The organism is Kordiimonas lacus (genome assembly GCF_001550055.1).
In the GTDB taxonomy this organism is placed as follows: domain Bacteria; phylum Pseudomonadota; class Alphaproteobacteria; order Sphingomonadales; family Kordiimonadaceae; genus Kordiimonas; species Kordiimonas lacus.
The window spans coordinates 474,526-491,121 of sequence record NZ_LRUA01000003.1; the positions used below are offsets into that span (position 1 = coordinate 474,526).

The following is a 16,596-nucleotide window of genomic DNA, read 5'->3' on the forward strand; positions in this document are numbered from 1 at the left end:
CAGTTTGATTCGGCGGCAGGGGCATAAAGTGGCAAGCGAACGCGTTCTCATTGTTGAAGATGAAATCACCCAGATCACTTTGCTGGAAGGCATCGTGACGCGTGCGGATTTCATCGCCGAAAAATGTATGAGCGGCCAGGAAGCCATTGACCGACTGATGAACCGCGCCGCCCCCAAAATAGATGTTGTGCTCCTCGACCTTGTCATGCCCGGCATGGACGGCATTGAGGTCCTGAATGCCATCCGCCCCAAATTCCCGGCACTGCCCGTTGTGATGCTGACAGCCCACAGTTCCATCACCACCGTGGTGGACGCCATGCGCGCGGGCGCCAACGATTTTATCGTCAAGCCCGCCAGCGCCGAACGCATCCGCACGGCAATCGAGGCGGCACTGAAGACCAGCTCGCTGGTGGGCGAGATTGGCCCCATGCGCGACCAGATGGCCGGCCACGCCACTGGTGTCGGCTTCCAGTCCCTTGTCGGGACATCCGAAAGCATGCAGCGGGCGACGGATCTGGCGAAGAAGGCCGCCAAGGCCATTATCCCGGTACTGATCGAAGGCGAAAGTGGTGTGGGCAAGGAAGTCTTCGCCAACGCCATCCATGACGCCAGCGACCGCTCTGGCACGCCCTTCGTGGCCGTCAACTGTGGCGCCATCCCGGAAAATCTGGTGGAAAGCATCCTGTTCGGCCACGAGAAGGGCGCCTTCACCGGTGCGACCGAGAAACGCATCGGTAAATTTCAGGAGGCCGATGGCGGCACCCTGTTTCTGGATGAAGTGGGCGAGCTGCCACTGGATGTACAGGTGAAACTGTTGCGCGCCATTCAGGAAAAGGAGATCGATCCGGTCGGTGGACGGCAGTCCATCAAGGTTGATATCAGGATTATTTCGGCAACGAATCGAAACCTGGCGGAACGTGTCGCCGCGGGTGCCTTCCGGGAAGACCTGTTTTACCGTCTGAATGTCTATCCCATTCACCTGCCGCCGCTGAGGGACCGCAAAACCGACATCCCGGCCCTGACAGAACACTTCCTTGACCAGATTGCCGCCATGGAAGACATGGCGCGCAAGCAGGTATCGATGGACGCCCTCAGGCTTCTCGAGAACTACGACTGGCCGGGCAACATCCGGCAGCTGCAAAACGCCCTGTTCCGTGCCGTGATCCTGTCGGACGGCGATATGCTGACGCCCTCAGACTTCCCGCACCTGCAGCCTGTGGCTGGCACCCTGCCCGTTCAGCCAACGGTTCACGCAGCCCCCCCTGCCGCCATACAAACGCCATTAGGCGACAGCATGCTGTTGGCGCTCGAAAGCAGCGACGGCCACATCAGGCAGTTTAACGAACTGGAAGCCGACATCATCCGCAAGGCGCTGGAACGATACGACGGCAAGATGGCGGAAGTTGCACGAAGGCTTGGCATTGGCCGGTCAACGCTGTATCGAAAAGTAGCGGAATATGGTCTCGACACTTAAGTAAAGGGCGCACGCACTGATGATTGGCGTTTTTGATTCTGGCTCCGGCGGGCTTACCATCCTGGAAGCATTGCACGAAGCCATGCCGGAACAGGATTTCCTGTATCTGGGTGACCATGCCAACGCGCCCTATGGCCACCGGTCAAACGAACAGATCGTGGATATGACCCGCCAGTGCGTTGAAACCCTGTTCGGCGCGGGATGCGACCTGGTGGTTCTGGCCTGCAACACAGCCGCCGCCATCGCCCTCAGGACCCTGCAGCAGGACTGGCTGCCGAAAGCCTACCCGAACAAACGTGTCCTTGGCGTGCTTGTGCCCATGGTCGAGGCCCTCACTGGCGTACCCTGGAGCCAGGAACACCCGAACGGCGGCAAGCCCAAGGACCGGTCTATCCTGCTGTTTGCCACAAGGAAGACGGTGGAAAGCGGCTCATACCTTGATGAAGTGAACAAACGCGCCCCGCACGTAGCCCTGGTGCAGAAAGCCTGCCCCGGCCTTGTAGACGCCATTGAAGGCGGTGCGGGCGACGCGCCCATGCGCGGCCTGATCGACGGATTTGTGGGTGAAGTGCTGGCGGATGTACCCGCGCCCGACGCCGCGGTTCTGGGTTGCACCCACTTTCCGCTGGTGCGGGACTATTTCCGCAGGGCGCTACCGGCCACAACCGAACTTCTGTCCCAACCAGAAATCGTTGCAAAATCGCTCAAGGATTATCTGGCGCGGCATGCGGAATTTCAAGAAAGTGGTTCTGGCCATATCCGGCTGTTAACCACCGGGCGTCCTCAAGATGTCACCATGGCCGACGCCTACCTGCCTGAAAAGCTCAGGCACTTTGAAGATCACACCCGCGCTTGACCAGCCGCGCCTTCGGCCCTTTCGGCTGACGGTTCGGGCACACCGAACCCGATATCAAGATATTTCTGGTCATTGACCGTGAGCAGCTCGACATTCTCGGGCTGGCCAAAGCGAAGTTCTGTCTTAACCGCCCCCTGCATGGCGAAAGTACCCATGGTCAGGGTTATGTCTCCATCCCTGTTCCGAAACGGTAACAGCAGAATGTCATAGGAATGGACAATGCCATAATGGGTCTTCACCGTCCGCTGGGTCCAGCCACCGCAAGGATGTTTCATGATGGTGCCATAGAAAGCCTCCATCACATCACCGTGCGCGTCATCCCACAAATCATATAGGTTATGGCCCGTGTAGCTGGCCTGCAGAAATTCGTCGACGGCGCTGCCAACAATACGGGGCACAGCCTTGCGCGGAGCCGAATGCTCGATCAACACCATCTTGGGCAAAATTGTCTTGATCTCAATGGGATTGAATTTCCTGCGGTATGGGATGCCGCCTTCATCCGCCATCAGCAGGCGGTAGTAAGCCATCAAGGTTTGATGGACCGGAGAAAGCTCACTCAAATTCATAACCCGACCACACGTTGAAATTTCCCCAGCAACCGAAAGATGGCAAGGGCCACGCGCTGTGTCTAGCCTTTTCTTTACCGCCCGGACGAGGGCGATACCCTATTTTTCTGCAGTATCGCCGCGACTTCTGCCGTGCTGACCTGACCGAAGTTACAGTAATGGGCCCCTACCGCACGGAAATACTCTGGCGTTTCCAAGCATACGACATCGTCCACCAGACGGCGCATGTCAATTATGGTCTCTGGCGGCGCCACCGGAACAGCCAGGCAGATCCGCATCGCGCCGCCTGCTCGGATCGCTGTGATTGCTGCTTTGGCCGTGGCACCTGTGGCAATTCCGTCATCCACCAGGATCACTGGTCGGCCATGCAGGTCCACGGGGCCATCACCCGCCCCCATCTCAGCGCGCCGACCCGCCATAGCGGCGAGCATATCGGCAGCCGTGGTTTCCAGATAAGCTTCTGAAACATCGAAAAAAGTAATGATCTCGCGGTTTCTTACCATATGGGGCGGGTTGCCTTCCGCGATGGCGGCGGCCGCCAGCTCGGGCTGGCCGGGCGCGCCAATCTTTCGTACCTGCAGGATATCGAGCGGTGCCTCAAGGGCTTTTGCAACTTCCACCGCAACCGGCACACCGCCGCGCGGCAGTGCAATCACAAGGGCGTCTTGGCCCGCAAACGCTTGCAGGCGCTCAGCCAACTGCCTACCAGCTTCTGTCCGGTCATTGAACATGGGCTATTTTACCGCGACAGGCCGCCGCGTTCAAACGCTTGCGGGTATCCCGAAACCAATGTCGATATATTCTTCCTTGGTGATGGCAACCGTCTGGACGTCCCGCGGTTTGCCGAAGTGATCCATCAAGGGGTCTGTTTTCATCACCGATACAATGCCGATCAAGCGATCAACCTTGCCTTCTGCCCCCACAAGCGGAAACAGGGTCGTCTGATAGCCCTTGAGCAGGCCGCTGTCGCTTGCCAGCGTGCGTTCCACATAGCCGCCACAGGGCGTATCCGTGATATTGGAATAATAGGCATCCAGCCTTACGGCGATCTCTTCCGGCAGGAAGTCAAACAGGTTAATGCCGGTGAAGCTGGCGTGCAGCACTTCGTCTATCGCGCTGCCAATCACTGTCGGTATCATCTGCCTAGGTCCTGAGCGTTCCCCCATCACCACCCAAGGTAGCATGGTTTTCATGTCACTGGGGCGAACATCTGACCGTTTCGGCACCTGTCCCCCGGCCTCTGCCATCAGGCCACGATAATAGGTCAGGAAATCTTGGTGGAACGGAGGAATAGACACGGAACTGAAACCCGCCTTTCAAACTGGCCCCCCAATAGAGTTTCAGATTGCCTTTCATTTCAGGCCTTGTCTATGTAGTTTTTCCTAAGGACCAACAATACAGGGCGATTGGAATGCAGCTGGAAGCCTATCTGAAGCGCATCGGCTTTACCGGAACACCCAACGTTACCCTTGAGACGCTGCGTGCGGTCCACCGCCTGCATAGCGACACCCTCGCCTACGAAAATCTCGATGTCCAGGCGGGCACGCCCACAGGGATTGAGGTGAAAGATGCCTATGACAAGATTGTGGGCGGGCGCCGCGGCGGCTGGTGCTATGAAATGAATGGCCTCATGGGCTGGGCGCTGGGTGAAATCGGCTTTTCCGTGAAACGCGTGGCAGCCGGTGTCCGGCGTGCCGAAATGGGAGACCAGATGGTCGGCAACCATCTGGCGCTTCTCGTGGACCTTGAAGGTGAGCGCTATCTGGCCGACGTGGGCTTCGGGGACGGCATGGTGGAACCAACGATGCTAAAGGAAGGCACGTTCCAACAGCGTCACTGGCGGTTCAGGCTTGAGAAGATCGATCAACGCTGGTGGCGGCTGCACAATCACCCGGATGGCGCAGCTGCCTCTTTTGATTTCACGGAAGAAGAGGCAGACCCGCACTTGCTGGCCGAAAAATGCCGCTATCTGCAAAGTGCGCCAGAGTCGGTCTTTGTACAAAACGCCGTATGCCAGCGCCACTTCCCTGACAGACTGGAAGTCTTGCGTGGGCGTGTCCTCAAGACCATTCGCGCAGGTGGCAGCAGTAAACGCATGATCGATAGCCTGGATGAGTATCGCACCATCCTTGAAACCACATTCGGCCTTGAGATCAGGGACCTTGGCCCCATCTGGCAAAAGGTGATGGCAAGGCATGCTGAACTGGTCGCCGCCACGCCAGCCGAATAGCGTACCCCCAAAACAAAAGGCGCTGAAACCAGCGCCCTTTTCTATATTTTGGTCAATGTCGGCTACGGCCGTCTTGGCCTATTCGTCGTCGGCGTCGCCCGGTGCAGCTGGGGCGGCCTCAGGCATCTGCCCGCCTTCGATGGCGTGCAGGTAAACGTCCAGAAGTGCTTCCTGCTCCTGCCGGTCGGCCTGGTCCATCTTGCGGATCGCGATCACCTTGCGCATCACCTTGGTGTCGAACCCAACAGCCTTGGCGCCTGCGTAAACTTCCTTGATGTCTTCCGCGATGCCTTTTTTCTCTTCTTCCAGACGTTCGATACGCTCAATGAAAGACCGCAATTGTTCGCCTGCTACTCCGCCAGCCTGTACCATGTGGCTCAACTCCCTGAATGTTGTTCTGGCCCGTTTTCCGGGGCCTTGGATTCGGCGCGCACTTTAGCCTTAGCCGTGCTGCCGTTCAATCGTGTTTCTACGCGTGGCTGCGTTTTAGTCTTTCGCCTTCGCCAGCTTGTTTTTGGCAACGCTGATTTCCATGCGGCGCAGCTGCTCGTCCGTCGCCGGTGTCTGATATTTTTCTTTATAGTCAGCGTAGGGCATGCCGTAGATGCGTTCCTGCGCTTCTTCCTTGGAAACCTCCACACCCAGCTCGCCCGCTTCTTCAGCGTACCATTTATACAGGCAGTTGCGGCAGAAGCCGCTGTAGCCCATCAGGTCGATGTTCTGCACATCTGTGCGCTCCTGGAAATGCTGGATCAGGCGGCGAAATACGGCGGCTTCAATCTCGGTAGTTTTCTCGTCTGTCATGGTTGTTCTCCTTACGGATAGAATTGTCGTGTTGTCAGGTCTTCCCGGCCCATGCATTCGTCTAGAAGGTCCGCCATCAGCGCCGCCCATTCGTCCACCATGCTTGGTTTTTCCAACAGATCCTGCCGGATCTCGATGGTGGTTTGCGGCAGGCCGTGGTCTGCACCGTGACGCTGCATAGTGTAATAAAGATGCTGTCCGGAATAAGGCTGGTTATCGCCCACCACCAGATCAGTCTCCCGCTCCATCAGGCCGATCATGGCCTGTGCGAGGCGCGGGTCCTTGTTCCACAGAAAGCCCGCATGCCAGGGCCGTTTCTCGCCGTTCATCTCAGGCGTGAAGCTGTGCATGCCCGCGATCAACGGCACAATGCCGGCATCCAGGTGCGCCTCAACAAGCTGTGCGCAGGCGTCATGGAACGGCGTATAATAGTCCCGCTTGCGGGCCTCAACAGCACTTGGCGTCACGTCCTGGTTCGCCGGCACCATAATACCGTCGCTGACACGCGGCACCAACGTCTCGCTGTCGGGCTCGCGGTTGCAGTCAATCAGCAGGCGCGAAACAGGTGCCAGCACAGCGGCCCCGCCCATCAGCTCGCACATCTTGCGGGTCACGACCGCAGCGCCCAAATCATAAGCCACATGCTGGCTGAACACCTCGTCTTCCAGCCCCAGGTTGTCGAAACCTTCGGGTACATGATTGCTGGCATGGTCACACAGAATGATAAGGCCTGTCCGGGCCTCGGGGTTTAGGATTTCTGGCTGGACAGGGAAAGCAGTCATGAGATACACCAACGTTCGCATATGAATTTTCGGGGACAGCCCGACAAAAGGCTGGACCTTGACCTTGCGATCAAGCAGCATGTGCGCCGAAAAGTAACGATCTGAACATACAAGTCAATAAACACCGAGCACGGCAAGCTGCCGCCCCAAGCTTCACGCCCGATGCTCCTGCCCGGGAGGCAAAATGAGTTCCGAACAAATCTCCATCCGCCGACAACGCAAAACCCGTATTGTCGCAACCCTGGGGCCCGCCAGCAGCAGTCATGAACGCATCAAGCAGCTGTTCCTGGCTGGCGTTGACGTGTTCCGCCTGAACATGAGCCACGGCGAACACAAAGACAAAGAAGCGCTGGTGCACACCATTCGCGCGGTTGAGCGTGAGCTCAATCACCCCATCGCTATTCTCGCTGACCTGCAGGGCCCGAAACTTCGCATCGGCCTGTTTGAGGACGGCAAGATCACGCTGAAGGAAGGCCAACCCTTCAAGCTGGACCTTCTGGACCAGCCCGGCACCAGCGAGCGTGTATACCTGCCGCACAAAGAAATTTTCGCCGCCCTTGATGTTGGCACCAATATCCTTCTGGATGACGGCAAGATCCGCCTTGAAGTGGAAGCCGTGGAAGAAAGCCGCGCCCGCACCCGCGTGATCGTGGGGGGTGTACTGTCTGACCGCAAAGGCGTGAATGTGCCGAACGCGGTGCTGCCACTGGCGGCGCTCACGGCCAAGGACCGCAAGGACCTCACCTTTGCGCTGCAGTGCGGTGTGGACTGGGTCGCGCTTTCCTTCGTGCAGCGCGCCGCGGACGTGGCCGAAGCCAAGAAGCTGGTGGGCAAGAAGGCGGCCGTGATGGCCAAGATCGAAAAACCTGCCGCCGTTGAGGCGCTGGACGAGATTATCGAGCTGGCGGACGGTGTGATGGTTGCGCGCGGCGACTTGGGCGTTGAAGAACCAGTTGAGAACGTACCGGGCATCCAGAAGCAGATCGTGCGCAAGGCACGCCACGCCGGCAAGCCGGTGGTGGTCGCGACCCAGATGCTGGAGAGCATGATCAAATCCCCGGTGCCGACGCGTGCAGAAGTGTCAGACGTGGCCACGGCTGTACTCGATGGCGCTGACGCTGTGATGCTGTCGGCCGAATCTGCCGTGGGTGACTTCCCAATTGAGGCCGTACAGGTGATGGACCGCGTGGCATCGCGCGTGGAGCATGAACCCACCTATTTCCTCAGCGGGTCAGAAGAACGCACCAACCCGAACGCCACCACGGAAGACGCCATCACGGCAGCTGCCCGGCAGGTTGCGCGCACAGTGAACGCCAAAGCCATCGTGACCTTCACGTCATCCGGCGCCACGGCGCTCAGGGCCGCGCGGGAGCGCCCGGACGCCCCGATCCTGACACTGACACCTAAGCTGGCGGTTGCCCGCCGCCTTGCCATCGTGTGGGGCCTGCATACGGTGAAAACCAAGGATGTGGGCGCGTTCGAGGAAATGGTCGGCAAAGCCAAGCGCATGGCGCTCAGGGCTGGGCTCGTAGTCCCTGGTGACCGCATCGTGGTGACCGCAGGCGTGCCCTTCGGCACACCGGGCGCCACCAACGTGCTGCATATCGCATGGATCAGCGGGAATGAGCTGGGCTAATTGAAAATCGTCACTCGCCGACTGGATCGGCGAGTCTAGCCTTCGCGTTAGGAATGGATTCGCCGGTCAGGTGGCGTACCGCCAGCTTCGCAAACAGCGAAGACGATCAAAGAGCATGAGAACGAAAAAAGCCGGGGCAAGTTCCCGGCTTTTTTATTTAGAGGTACCCGCGGGCCTTGAGGTCGGCTTCCAGATGCCCGGGCGCGGTGAAATGATGCCCCAGCATGCCCTGGTCTTCAGCGGCCCGCACGTTGTCGATCCGGTCATCGATATAGACTGTGGCGTCCGGCTGAAGGCCATAGCGGCTGATGGCCACCTCGAAGATACGCGGGTCGGGCTTCACCAGCTTCTCTTCGCCTGAGACCACCACGCCTTTAAAGTGCTTCGTGAAATCATTCTGCGCACAGAAAGGCGGCCATTTCTCGTGCGAGAAATTGGTCAGGCCATAGCAGGGGACGCCCGCGTCCGTCAGGCGTTCGAGAATATCAATGGTGCCATGGATCAGGTCACCGATGGTTTCTTCCCAGCGCTCATCGAACGCGCGGATCAGGTCTGCATGCTCGGGGTGCTGTTCGCTCAGAATTCGCACGCCTTCGGCGAACGGGCGGCCACGATCATGCTCAGTATGCCACTCCAGCGTCACCACATCGCGCAGAAACGCTTCAAGTGCGTCCGATTCGGGGATCAGCTTCTGGTACAGAAGGCGCGGGTCCCAGTGGACAAACACATTACCAATATCAAAAAGAACAGCTTTAGAAGACACGGATAGTTACCCCCAAATGAGAAAGCCGCGCGACTCTATCAGAGCGCACGGCTAAATCAATCAGACTGGATCAAACCAGACTGGGCTGAGCGAGAGGCTTAGCCCTGACGCGCTTTGAAGCGACGCTGAGTCTTGTTGATCACGTAGATGCGGCCTTTGCGGCGAATCACGCGGCAATCGCGGTGACGGCTCTTCAAAGATTTCAAGCTATTACGAATTTTCATCGTTCGTCTCACTACAAACCGGCAAAAACTTGTTCCCTGCCTGGCCAGCCGGCGCTTGGCACACAGGGCGGGAACGACGAATCCGTCACTCCGCTAATCCATTGGCGGCGGAACATAATGATGAGACCCCCCCCTGTCAATAGCTTAGACTCCGGTTTGACTGGCTTTTTTGCCAATCGGGACCGCGGGGCCAGCGCACAAAAAATAGAGGCGCCCCCCATGCCCGGTGGGACGCCTCCAAATTTTCCCTAATAGTAATCAGGGATAGTCCGCTCACGCCTGTGCGTCAGTGGAAGGATAATACCAAAACGGGACCATCTTGTCATGGAAAATCAAGGGCAGCAGCCCTGCCCTTCCTTATGGGCGGACAGGAATCAGCATTGACCGCCCAACGCCGACCCTGTAGGCAATCCACAGAAGGGCATTCCATAGAAAAATAAGGGAGCATCCCCCATGCTGATTTCCAGCCAGTTTGATAGCGGCAATATCGAAGTCGTCAAAGCCATTGAGGCGTCTGATATCCGCCTCAAAATCCGTAAGGACAACCAGTCTGATTTTTATCAGTGGTTCCATTTCCGCGTATCGGGCGTTGAAGACACGCCGTGTAAGCTCACCATCGAAAATGCGGGTGGCGCGGCATATACTGACGGCTGGAAGGACTATAAAGTCTGCGCGTCCTATGACCGCGAAAGCTGGTTCCGGGTCGACACCGCCTTCGACGGCGAGACCCTGTCGTGGGAATGCACGCCCGATCAGGACTTTATCTATTTCTCCTATTTCGCGCCCTACTCACAGGAGCGCCACGCAGACCTGGTTGCCGACGCGGCCCAGTCACCCCTGGTGCGCACCAGTGTGCTTGGCCACACGCTTGACGGCCAGGACATGGACCTGATCGAGCTTGGCTACGGACCTGAAGGGCGCAAGAAAATCTGGCTTCAGGCCCGCCAGCACCCGGGCGAAACCATGGCCGAATGGTGGATGGAAGGGGCGCTTGATTACCTGCTGGATTTGGACAATCCGGTGGCTCGCAAGCTTCTGGAAAAGGCTCATTTCTATATTGTGCCCAACATGAATCCGGACGGATCAGCGCGCGGCCACCTGCGCACCAACGCCGCCGGCGCCAACCTGAACCGCGAATGGAACATCGCGACCATGGACCGCAGCCCCGAGGTTTATCTGGTGCGCGAAAAGATGGCCGAGACCGGCTGTGACTTCCACATGGATGTGCACGGCGACGAGGGCCTGCCTTATAACTTTATCGCGGGCTTCGAAGGCATCCCAAGCCTGAAGGACAGGCAGATGGAATTGATCGAAATGTTCCAGAATATCCTTGAGAAGCTGTCGCCCGACTTCCAGCAGGAACACGGCTATGACGAAGACAAGCCTGGCGAAGCCGACCTTTCCATGTGCACCAATTATGTGGCGGAAGCCCATGGCTGCCTGGCAATGACGCTTGAGATGCCGTTCAAGGACAACGCGGACCTGCCTGACCCGGACTATGGCTGGTCACCAGAGCGCTGCCGCCACCTGGCACGCGCCTGCATGGACACGCTGCACCGGATGATTGACGAGCTTTAGGCAGCAAAGATTTCACTGAGGAAGGGCGGGACAGGTTCCCGCCCTTTTCTTTTGCCCGCGTGTGTTTGAACTGGACGGCGCGCCCCCCACGGCTATCATCTGGCAAGAGGGGAGATATCTATGCGCAATCCGATTTTGTTCATCCTGATTCTGTTCGCTTGCCTGCTACCCGCAGCACCTGCCGCCGCCAGCGACGCCGACTATCATTATCGCGGGCATGTAGCCATCACGCCTGAAAGCGGCTTCCTGAAAGCCTCATGGGTGATTGAGGTCCGCGACCGGGCAGACAACCATATCACCTTCTTCATTCGCGACACCCTGGGTAACGTGTCGGTACAGGGTGATGATGTGGCCACCACCAGCTTGGGCAAGGTTGAAGGCATGGAGGACTTCACTGCCATCAAAGTCGGCCTCAAGCCGTCAGGCGGCGCAGCGCGCCAGATCGAGATTTCCTATGACGGCGAGCTGATCAGTAAACCCCTGCCCCACAATATCAACACCATCTCAAGCGAGATTATCGAGTTGAATGTGGATAGCTTCTGGTTCCCGATAGACAAGCGTTTTTCAAAAGTGCTCAGTGCCGACGTGACGATTGACGTACCTGGCACATGGCATGGTCTCTCCACGGGGGAGGTCCAGACTGAAGAGGGTAAGATACGCGTCATCAACACCGACCCCCGCCTTGACATCGCCTTCACCCTGGCAAAGGCCCCACGCCTGACACAGGCGAGCGGCTTTGAGATCTTTGACCTGCGCGCGACCGACGCGGGCATCGAGGCCCTGGGCAAAACCGCAGCCGCCTGCATGACCGAACTGAATGCCCGCTTCGGCCAAACCCAGCCGCTGCCGGTTGCCAAACTGGTTGTCACGTCCCGCAATGCGGGCGGCTATGCGCGCGAAAACTATATTGTGCTGACAGATATTGGTGATACGCCGCCTGACCGCCTCACACAGTTCATCTGCCATGAATTTGGGCACTATTGGGCACGGGGCGCTGCCTTCAAAACCGTTGAAAACTGGCTGAATGAAGCCTTCGCGGAATATACGGGCTTTGTGGGTGTGCGCACCATCTTGGGCGAAGAAGCCTTCAAAGGCCAATTGGAACGCTTCGCCAATCAGATCGAAGGCAAGGACCTGCCGCCTATCTGGACAGAAGGCGCCACCGAACGCAGTCCCTATCTTGTCAATTATAGAAAAGCACCGCTTGTGCTCGCTGAATTCGAGAAACAGATCGGGCGCGACAGTTTCCTGCGGATCGTGCAGCGCTTTTTCGCCCAACCGGTCAAGACAACGCCGCAGCTTCTGACAACCGTCAGCGAGGTTGCAGGTCCGGAAGCCAGTGCGCGCTTTAAAGAAATGCTGGCCAAATAACAGCGACATAGGATGAGAGAATGAGCAAGAAAATCGACGTCAGCACACTGCCTGAACTTGTGGGCACCCTATATCCAGCCCCCTATTACGGGCCGGTAAAGGCACGAGCGAAGAAGAAGCTGGGCGACGCAGCGGGCCTTACGCAGTTCGGTGTGAACCTGCTGAGGCTTGAACCCGGTGTCTGGTCTGCGCTCCGGCACTGGCACACACGCGAAGACGAGTTCATCTATGTGCTTGAGGGCGAGGTGACACTGATCACCGACGCGGGCGAAGAGGTCTTGTGCGCAGGCGATGCCGCCGGTTTCAAGGCGGGCGACGCAGACGGCCACCATCTGGTGAACAAATCCACGAGCGACGTACTGGTGCTGGAAGTGGGCACGCGCACGGACGACGATATTGCGCACTATCCAGAGGCCGACCTTGTGGCTGTCAGCAAGGGCGAAAGCTTCGCCTACACGCGCAAGGACGGCACGGAATATACCGACATCCGCCGCCGGGGCCCCGAGGACGAGTAGGTCACAGACAGCAGAAAAGGGTCCTGCCACATGGCAAGGCCCTTTCCGGGAAAGCCACCGGCCTATTCGAACAGATCGGTGGAATATTGATAGGTTTCGCCTGCCTTTGCACCAAGGACCGCAAGCGTGAAGCCGTCCGGCACATCGCCGCCGGCGACATAATCAATGTCTTCATCGCCGTCCAGCAGGAAGAACTGGCCTTCGCCCGGCCCCAGGTCTTTGTTGTGGTTGTTGCCAGCCTTGATGCTTACCGCCAGCAGCTCATAGTCGTCATAGCCGTAATTATCCATGAAGCTGTCCAGGTCGACATTGTCGAGGTCCGTCTCGCCTGACCAGCCGTCGATCTTCACCTTGAGGATGTCGCCACTGCCGTCATCCAGATACAGCACCACGTTCGAGATATCATGATCTGCCGTGCCTTTCTTGTTGGAGAAGGTACCGAAATGATCTGCGCCCTCTTCAGGGCCCGTGTCACCGCCGATGCCGTCGATGGTCAGAGTCACCGTTGCCGTGTCAAACCCGCCATGGCCATCAGACACCTGATAGGTGAAGCTGTCGGTCGCGGTTTCGCCGTCATTCAGAGCATCGAATGCACCGTTCGGGTCATAGCTATAAGTGCCATCGGCACCCAAGGTGAGAAGCGCGCCGGAGTCCAGGAGGACTTCCTGCCCCACCGCTGCGCTGTCGCCGTTCACAGCAGACACTGTCAGTACGTCGCTCAGGTCCGGGTCGCTGTCGTTCGCCAGCACGTTGCCGCCCACAGCAGTAGCTTCGTCGGTGCTGCCGCTGTCGTCGAGCGCATCAGGGGTGTCGTTCACGCCTGTGACCGTTACAGTCAGCGTCGCGCTGTCGAAGCCGCCATTGCCGTCATCGACACCGTATGTCACGTCAGCCGTGAAGGTTTCGCCTTCGGCCATCCAGTCCGCATCGGTTGCGTCAACGCCGTAGCTGCCGTCCGCACCAACGGTCAGGACAATGCCCGGCGCAAGCTCAAGGGGCGTCCCCACGCTGCCTGCGTCGCCGTCTATGCCAGTCACCGTCAGGCCGTCAGGGATGCCGTCGCCGTCTGCATCGCCTGCATCCAGATCAATGTCGTTCGCGAACAGGTTGCCGCTGACGGTTTCGTCCTCAAATGTTTCTGCCGCGTCATCAAGGGCATTCACCGGATAGGGCGCGTCGCCATAGAGTTTGTCAGAGTCTTCGCGACCACCATCGGCGGACGAAACAGATGTCTGGCGCACGGCGAAATGCTCCAGCGCGATATCATCCAGCGTCAGCGGGCGGCCAGCGCTTAGCACGAAGCTCACGCTTTGATAATCATCGGTGCTCATGCCGGGGGTGCCGAATTCCACTCCCACTTCATAGGGGCTGTCCGGAACACCGTTCGTGGAAACACCGCCACCAAGGTTTGACACGCTGCCGTCCTGCACGACCTGGGTAATTTCGCTGCCTGTGAAGGTCAGATTGCCCAGCAGGCTGTCATCCGTCACATCAAAGAAAAGGCCGCGGAGGTCAGCGATCAGACCATCAGTGTCCTGATCATTCGACAGGGTGAACAGAAGCGTACCGTCCCCGCCTTCAACAATCGTGAGGGTGACAGGCGCCATACCGTCATCACCGGTTTGGGTATCAAGGGTAAAAGTCAGTGTCCGCATCATGCATCTCCAAATGATCTTGTGTGCCATCCAGAGGTGCCTGTTTCTGCAGTCGCTTCATGTGTTTGAGCATGTGCCTGGTCACGATGCGGAAAATAAGATCCGATGGCTATTGAGCCAACACCCGCATCAACCATGCCAATAGATAAAATTTTATGTAATTGTCAAAAACCCGCAGTTCCCGTAGCGGAAAGGGCCCGACACATGGTCGAGCCCTATCAAATTTGTTGTATTTTGCGATAAAGTTTTTGCAAATTACGTCAGATAGTCGTTGCAATTTGCGTCAATCGCCGTCGAACGATACAAGGCTGACCACCTTGTCGCATCGGGCGCGGAGCTTGTCAGCACCGCCCAGGCCGGGCAATTCAACTACAAAACCGGCTCCTACCACGTCGCCACCCAGGTGGTCGATCAGGTTCATGGCTGCGCCTGCAGTCCCGCCTGTGGCGATCAGATCGTCGATCAGCAGTACACGATCACCGGCACCGAAAGCATCCAGATGCATTTCAAGCGCGGCCTCGCCGTACTCGAGCTGGTATTTTTCCTCGATGGTCTGGTGCGGTAGTTTGCCAGCCTTGCGGATCGGCACGAAACCGGCCCCCAGCCTGCATGCAAGTGCGCCTGCGAGCACAAAACCGCGCGCTTCCACGCCCGCGACCATCTGCACACGGTCATTCCTGAAATGACCGAACAGAAGATCAATGGTGTGCTTGAGCGCCGCCGGATTACCAAGGAGAGTGGTGATATCCCGAAACATGATCCCTTCGGAAGGGAAATCCGGAATGGTCCGGATATAGGACTTCAAGTCCTTCATAAGAGCCTCGTATCAAAGTGGATTAGGCGTCCACTTTATTCGTTTCCAGTATCTTGAACAAGAAAAGAGCGATAAAGGCGCCAACAATCTGCGCGGCAATGAAAGCCAGCACATCGGCGGGTGCAATGCCTGAAAATGTGTTGGTGAAAGACCGCGCGATGGTCACGGCTGGATTGGCGAAGCTGGTGGAAGCCGTAAACCAGTAGCCCGCTGTGATATAAAGCCCAACGGCATAGGGAACAATTTCAGGACGGTAGCGCACCGTGCCCAGAATGGCCGCCAGAAGGCCGAAGGTGGCCACGCCTTCACTGATCCACTGGCCCGTACCAGTCCGCACATTCAGCGATGTCTGCACGATAGCCTGGTCAAACATGGCGTGCGCCAGCATCACCCCAGCCACGCCGGCCACGATCTGGGTCAGGATATAGGCTGTGGCCTCCGTACGTGTCAGCTGGCCTTTGGCAAAGAACACCAGCGTCACTGCCGGGTTGAAATGCGCGCCGGAGAACGGCCCGAAGATCATGATCAGCACAACAAGAATGGCGCCTGTGGCCGCCGTGTTGCCCCAAAGGGCCACCGCATCATTCCCGGCCGCCAGGGTCTCCCCCATGATGCCGGAGCCAACAACGGTTGCGAGCAGCATCAGCGTGCCGACAAATTCGGCCACCAGTTTCTGTGTCATGGTCATGTTCGGTTTCCCTTAAGCCCTAGCCAGTGCGATCCGCGATCGCGCGCAGCGCTGCTTTTAGCGTGCCTGCATCCTTCTTTTCAACATCCAAGGCCACCAATTGCTCGATGAAGGGGTCGATCATGTCATAGACGTCGGAAAATGCCTGAAGTTTTTCGTCGTCTGTACCTTCCACATAGGCGGGATCAGGAAAGCCCCAATGCACCTGCACCGGCGCCCCCGGCCAGATCGGGCACGTCTCCCCCGCCGCGCTGTCACACACGGTGATGACGATATCCATCTCTGGGGCATCCGGGCGCGCGAACTCGTCCCAGCTTTTGGAGCGGAACCCACTGGTGTCATAGCCCTTGGCATCAAGGAGCTTGATGGCAAAAGGGTTCACCTTGCCGGTTGGCTTGCTGCCTGCACTGAAGGCCTGGAAGCGGCCCTTGCCTCGCTCGTTAATGATCGCTTCACTTAACACTGACCGCGCAGAATTCCCCGTGCACAACACCAGAACATTCACCATCACCAAACCCTCAAGCCGTTTAACGTTTACGTCATAGTCGCGTGTAAGGGCTTCTCGCCCGCGCGCCTTGCCCCTATTTTCGGCTGATACACTATGCCGGATGGCATTTTAATGACAATGGCGAAATGCGCC

The 16,596-nt window shown here is 58.1% G+C and carries 19 protein-coding genes; 7 read left to right on the plus strand and 12 right to left on the minus strand.

The features are described 5' to 3' along the window. Positions 1 to 28 precede the first annotated feature (28 nt). Together KORLAC_RS05580 and KORLAC_RS05585 are read left to right on the plus strand one after the other, a co-directional pair. Positions 29 to 1,474: a sigma-54-dependent transcriptional regulator gene (locus tag KORLAC_RS05580; RefSeq protein WP_068304192.1), complete on the plus strand. Its 1,446-nt coding sequence runs from the start codon at positions 29 to 31 to the stop codon at positions 1,472 to 1,474. Positions 1,475 to 1,493: 19 nt separating this feature from the next. Further along, positions 1,494 to 2,330: a glutamate racemase gene (locus tag KORLAC_RS05585; protein ID WP_068304194.1), complete on the plus strand. Its 837-nt coding sequence runs from the start codon at positions 1,494 to 1,496 to the stop codon at positions 2,328 to 2,330. On the opposite strand, the gene KORLAC_RS05590 is transcribed toward KORLAC_RS05585, so the two are convergent. The 3 genes from KORLAC_RS05590 to KORLAC_RS05600 form a co-directional block, all read right to left on the minus strand. Beyond that, positions 2,315 to 2,890 carry a PAS domain-containing protein gene (locus tag KORLAC_RS05590; protein ID WP_160328600.1) on the minus strand — a complete coding sequence of 192 codons (576 nt, stop codon included), beginning with the start codon at positions 2,888 to 2,890 and terminating at the stop codon, positions 2,315 to 2,317. The two genes, KORLAC_RS05585 and KORLAC_RS05590, sit on opposite strands and share 16 nt — an antisense overlap. A gap of 80 nt (positions 2,891 to 2,970) precedes the next feature. Further along, a complete protein-coding gene (locus KORLAC_RS05595; RefSeq protein ID WP_068304198.1) occupies positions 2,971 to 3,627 on the minus strand; it encodes a phosphoribosyltransferase in 657 nt (218 codons plus the stop codon). 30 nt (positions 3,628 to 3,657) lie between these two features. Continuing rightward, a complete protein-coding gene (locus KORLAC_RS05600; RefSeq protein ID WP_074519393.1) occupies positions 3,658 to 4,194 on the minus strand; it encodes a PAS domain-containing protein in 537 nt (178 codons plus the stop codon). A 113-nt stretch (positions 4,195 to 4,307) separates the two neighbouring features. Here KORLAC_RS05600 and KORLAC_RS05605 point away from each other — a divergent pair, with 113 nt between their 5' ends. Beyond that, positions 4,308 to 5,126 carry an arylamine N-acetyltransferase family protein gene (locus KORLAC_RS05605; RefSeq protein WP_068304202.1) on the plus strand — a complete coding sequence of 273 codons (819 nt, stop codon included), beginning with the start codon at positions 4,308 to 4,310 and terminating at the stop codon, positions 5,124 to 5,126. A 78-nt stretch (positions 5,127 to 5,204) separates the two neighbouring features. Here KORLAC_RS05605 and KORLAC_RS05610 read toward each other — a convergent pair whose 3' ends face one another. The 3 genes from KORLAC_RS05610 to KORLAC_RS05620 all read right to left on the minus strand — a co-directional run bounded on the left by KORLAC_RS05610 (position 5,205) and on the right by KORLAC_RS05620 (position 6,712). Next, complete coding sequence (locus KORLAC_RS05610) at positions 5,205 to 5,498, minus strand: DUF2312 domain-containing protein (protein WP_068304204.1); 294 nt, start codon at positions 5,496 to 5,498, stop codon at positions 5,205 to 5,207. A 114-nt stretch (positions 5,499 to 5,612) separates the two neighbouring features. Beyond that, positions 5,613 to 5,930 (minus strand): DUF1244 domain-containing protein, encoded by a 318-nt coding sequence (locus tag KORLAC_RS05615; RefSeq protein WP_068304206.1) that lies wholly within the window; start codon positions 5,928 to 5,930, stop codon positions 5,613 to 5,615. Between the two features lie 11 nt (positions 5,931 to 5,941). Continuing rightward, positions 5,942 to 6,712 carry an N-formylglutamate amidohydrolase gene (locus KORLAC_RS05620; RefSeq protein WP_074519404.1) on the minus strand — a complete coding sequence of 257 codons (771 nt, stop codon included), beginning with the start codon at positions 6,710 to 6,712 and terminating at the stop codon, positions 5,942 to 5,944. 184 nt (positions 6,713 to 6,896) lie between these two features. On the opposite strand from KORLAC_RS05620, the gene pyk reads away from it, so the two are divergent. After that, the gene (gene pyk, locus KORLAC_RS05625) at positions 6,897 to 8,348 is read left to right on the plus strand and encodes a pyruvate kinase (RefSeq protein WP_068304211.1); all 1,452 of its coding nucleotides are present in this window, start codon (positions 6,897 to 6,899) and stop codon (positions 8,346 to 8,348) included. A gap of 157 nt (positions 8,349 to 8,505) precedes the next feature. Here pyk and KORLAC_RS05630 read toward each other — a convergent pair whose 3' ends face one another. Continuing rightward, a complete protein-coding gene (locus KORLAC_RS05630; protein WP_068304213.1) occupies positions 8,506 to 9,111 on the minus strand; it encodes an HAD family hydrolase in 606 nt (201 codons plus the stop codon). Between the two features lie 98 nt (positions 9,112 to 9,209). Next, a complete protein-coding gene (gene ykgO, locus KORLAC_RS05635; protein ID WP_020401326.1) occupies positions 9,210 to 9,335 on the minus strand; it encodes a type B 50S ribosomal protein L36 in 126 nt (41 codons plus the stop codon). Positions 9,336 to 9,788: 453 nt separating this feature from the next. On the opposite strand from ykgO, the gene KORLAC_RS05640 reads away from it, so the two are divergent. The 3 genes from KORLAC_RS05640 to KORLAC_RS05650 all read left to right on the plus strand — a co-directional run bounded on the left by KORLAC_RS05640 (position 9,789) and on the right by KORLAC_RS05650 (position 12,799). Then, positions 9,789 to 10,913, plus strand: a complete 1,125-nt coding sequence (locus KORLAC_RS05640; protein WP_068304215.1) for a M14 family metallopeptidase — start codon at positions 9,789 to 9,791, stop codon at positions 10,911 to 10,913. A gap of 120 nt (positions 10,914 to 11,033) precedes the next feature. Beyond that, positions 11,034 to 12,284, plus strand: coding sequence for a gluzincin family metallopeptidase (locus KORLAC_RS05645; protein WP_068304217.1), 1,251 nt, complete (start codon positions 11,034 to 11,036; stop codon positions 12,282 to 12,284). Between the two features lie 20 nt (positions 12,285 to 12,304). Continuing rightward, positions 12,305 to 12,799: a cupin domain-containing protein gene (locus tag KORLAC_RS05650; protein WP_068304219.1), complete on the plus strand. Its 495-nt coding sequence runs from the start codon at positions 12,305 to 12,307 to the stop codon at positions 12,797 to 12,799. A 62-nt stretch (positions 12,800 to 12,861) separates the two neighbouring features. Here the strand turns inward: KORLAC_RS05650 and KORLAC_RS05655 are convergent, their stop codons facing one another. The 4 genes from KORLAC_RS05655 to KORLAC_RS05670 all read right to left on the minus strand — a co-directional run bounded on the left by KORLAC_RS05655 (position 12,862) and on the right by KORLAC_RS05670 (position 16,464). Next, on the minus strand, positions 12,862 to 14,454 hold the full coding sequence (locus KORLAC_RS05655; RefSeq protein ID WP_068304221.1) for an Ig-like domain-containing protein: 1,593 nt from the start codon (positions 14,452 to 14,454) through the stop codon (positions 12,862 to 12,864). A 283-nt stretch (positions 14,455 to 14,737) separates the two neighbouring features. Beyond that, positions 14,738 to 15,268, minus strand: a complete 531-nt coding sequence (locus KORLAC_RS05660) for an adenine phosphoribosyltransferase (protein ID WP_068304225.1) — start codon at positions 15,266 to 15,268, stop codon at positions 14,738 to 14,740. Positions 15,269 to 15,290: 22 nt separating this feature from the next. Continuing rightward, positions 15,291 to 15,956, minus strand: a complete 666-nt coding sequence (locus KORLAC_RS05665) for an aquaporin (RefSeq protein ID WP_068304228.1) — start codon at positions 15,954 to 15,956, stop codon at positions 15,291 to 15,293. A 19-nt stretch (positions 15,957 to 15,975) separates the two neighbouring features. After that, positions 15,976 to 16,464 (minus strand): arsenate reductase ArsC, encoded by a 489-nt coding sequence (locus tag KORLAC_RS05670; protein WP_068304230.1) that lies wholly within the window; start codon positions 16,462 to 16,464, stop codon positions 15,976 to 15,978. Positions 16,465 to 16,596 lie beyond the last annotated feature (132 nt).

What these genes read in the sequence shown, in the direction of transcription:
- KORLAC_RS05585 (WP_068304194.1), top strand. Translation starts at nt 1,494, where the DNA reads ATGATTGGCGTTTTTGATTCTGGCTCCGGCGGGCTTACCATCCTGGAA.
- KORLAC_RS05655 (WP_068304221.1), bottom strand. Translation starts at nt 14,454, where the DNA reads ATGCGGACACTGACTTTTACCCTTGATACCCAAACCGGTGATGACGGT.
- KORLAC_RS05670 (WP_068304230.1), bottom strand. Translation starts at nt 16,464, where the DNA reads ATGGTGAATGTTCTGGTGTTGTGCACGGGGAATTCTGCGCGGTCAGTG.
- KORLAC_RS05610 (WP_068304204.1), bottom strand. Translation starts at nt 5,498, where the DNA reads ATGGTACAGGCTGGCGGAGTAGCAGGCGAACAATTGCGGTCTTTCATT.
- KORLAC_RS05640 (WP_068304215.1), top strand. Translation starts at nt 9,789, where the DNA reads ATGCTGATTTCCAGCCAGTTTGATAGCGGCAATATCGAAGTCGTCAAA.
- ykgO (WP_020401326.1), bottom strand. Translation starts at nt 9,335, where the DNA reads ATGAAAATTCGTAATAGCTTGAAATCTTTGAAGAGCCGTCACCGCGAT.
- KORLAC_RS05660 (WP_068304225.1), bottom strand. Translation starts at nt 15,268, where the DNA reads ATGAAGGACTTGAAGTCCTATATCCGGACCATTCCGGATTTCCCTTCC.
- KORLAC_RS05605 (WP_068304202.1), top strand. Translation starts at nt 4,308, where the DNA reads ATGCAGCTGGAAGCCTATCTGAAGCGCATCGGCTTTACCGGAACACCC.
- KORLAC_RS05665 (WP_068304228.1), bottom strand. Translation starts at nt 15,956, where the DNA reads ATGACCATGACACAGAAACTGGTGGCCGAATTTGTCGGCACGCTGATG.
- KORLAC_RS05615 (WP_068304206.1), bottom strand. Translation starts at nt 5,930, where the DNA reads ATGACAGACGAGAAAACTACCGAGATTGAAGCCGCCGTATTTCGCCGC.
- KORLAC_RS05595 (WP_068304198.1), bottom strand. Translation starts at nt 3,627, where the DNA reads ATGTTCAATGACCGGACAGAAGCTGGTAGGCAGTTGGCTGAGCGCCTG.
- KORLAC_RS05645 (WP_068304217.1), top strand. Translation starts at nt 11,034, where the DNA reads ATGCGCAATCCGATTTTGTTCATCCTGATTCTGTTCGCTTGCCTGCTA.
- KORLAC_RS05620 (WP_074519404.1), bottom strand. Translation starts at nt 6,712, where the DNA reads ATGACTGCTTTCCCTGTCCAGCCAGAAATCCTAAACCCCGAGGCCCGG.
- pyk (WP_068304211.1), top strand. Translation starts at nt 6,897, where the DNA reads ATGAGTTCCGAACAAATCTCCATCCGCCGACAACGCAAAACCCGTATT.
- KORLAC_RS05650 (WP_068304219.1), top strand. Translation starts at nt 12,305, where the DNA reads ATGAGCAAGAAAATCGACGTCAGCACACTGCCTGAACTTGTGGGCACC.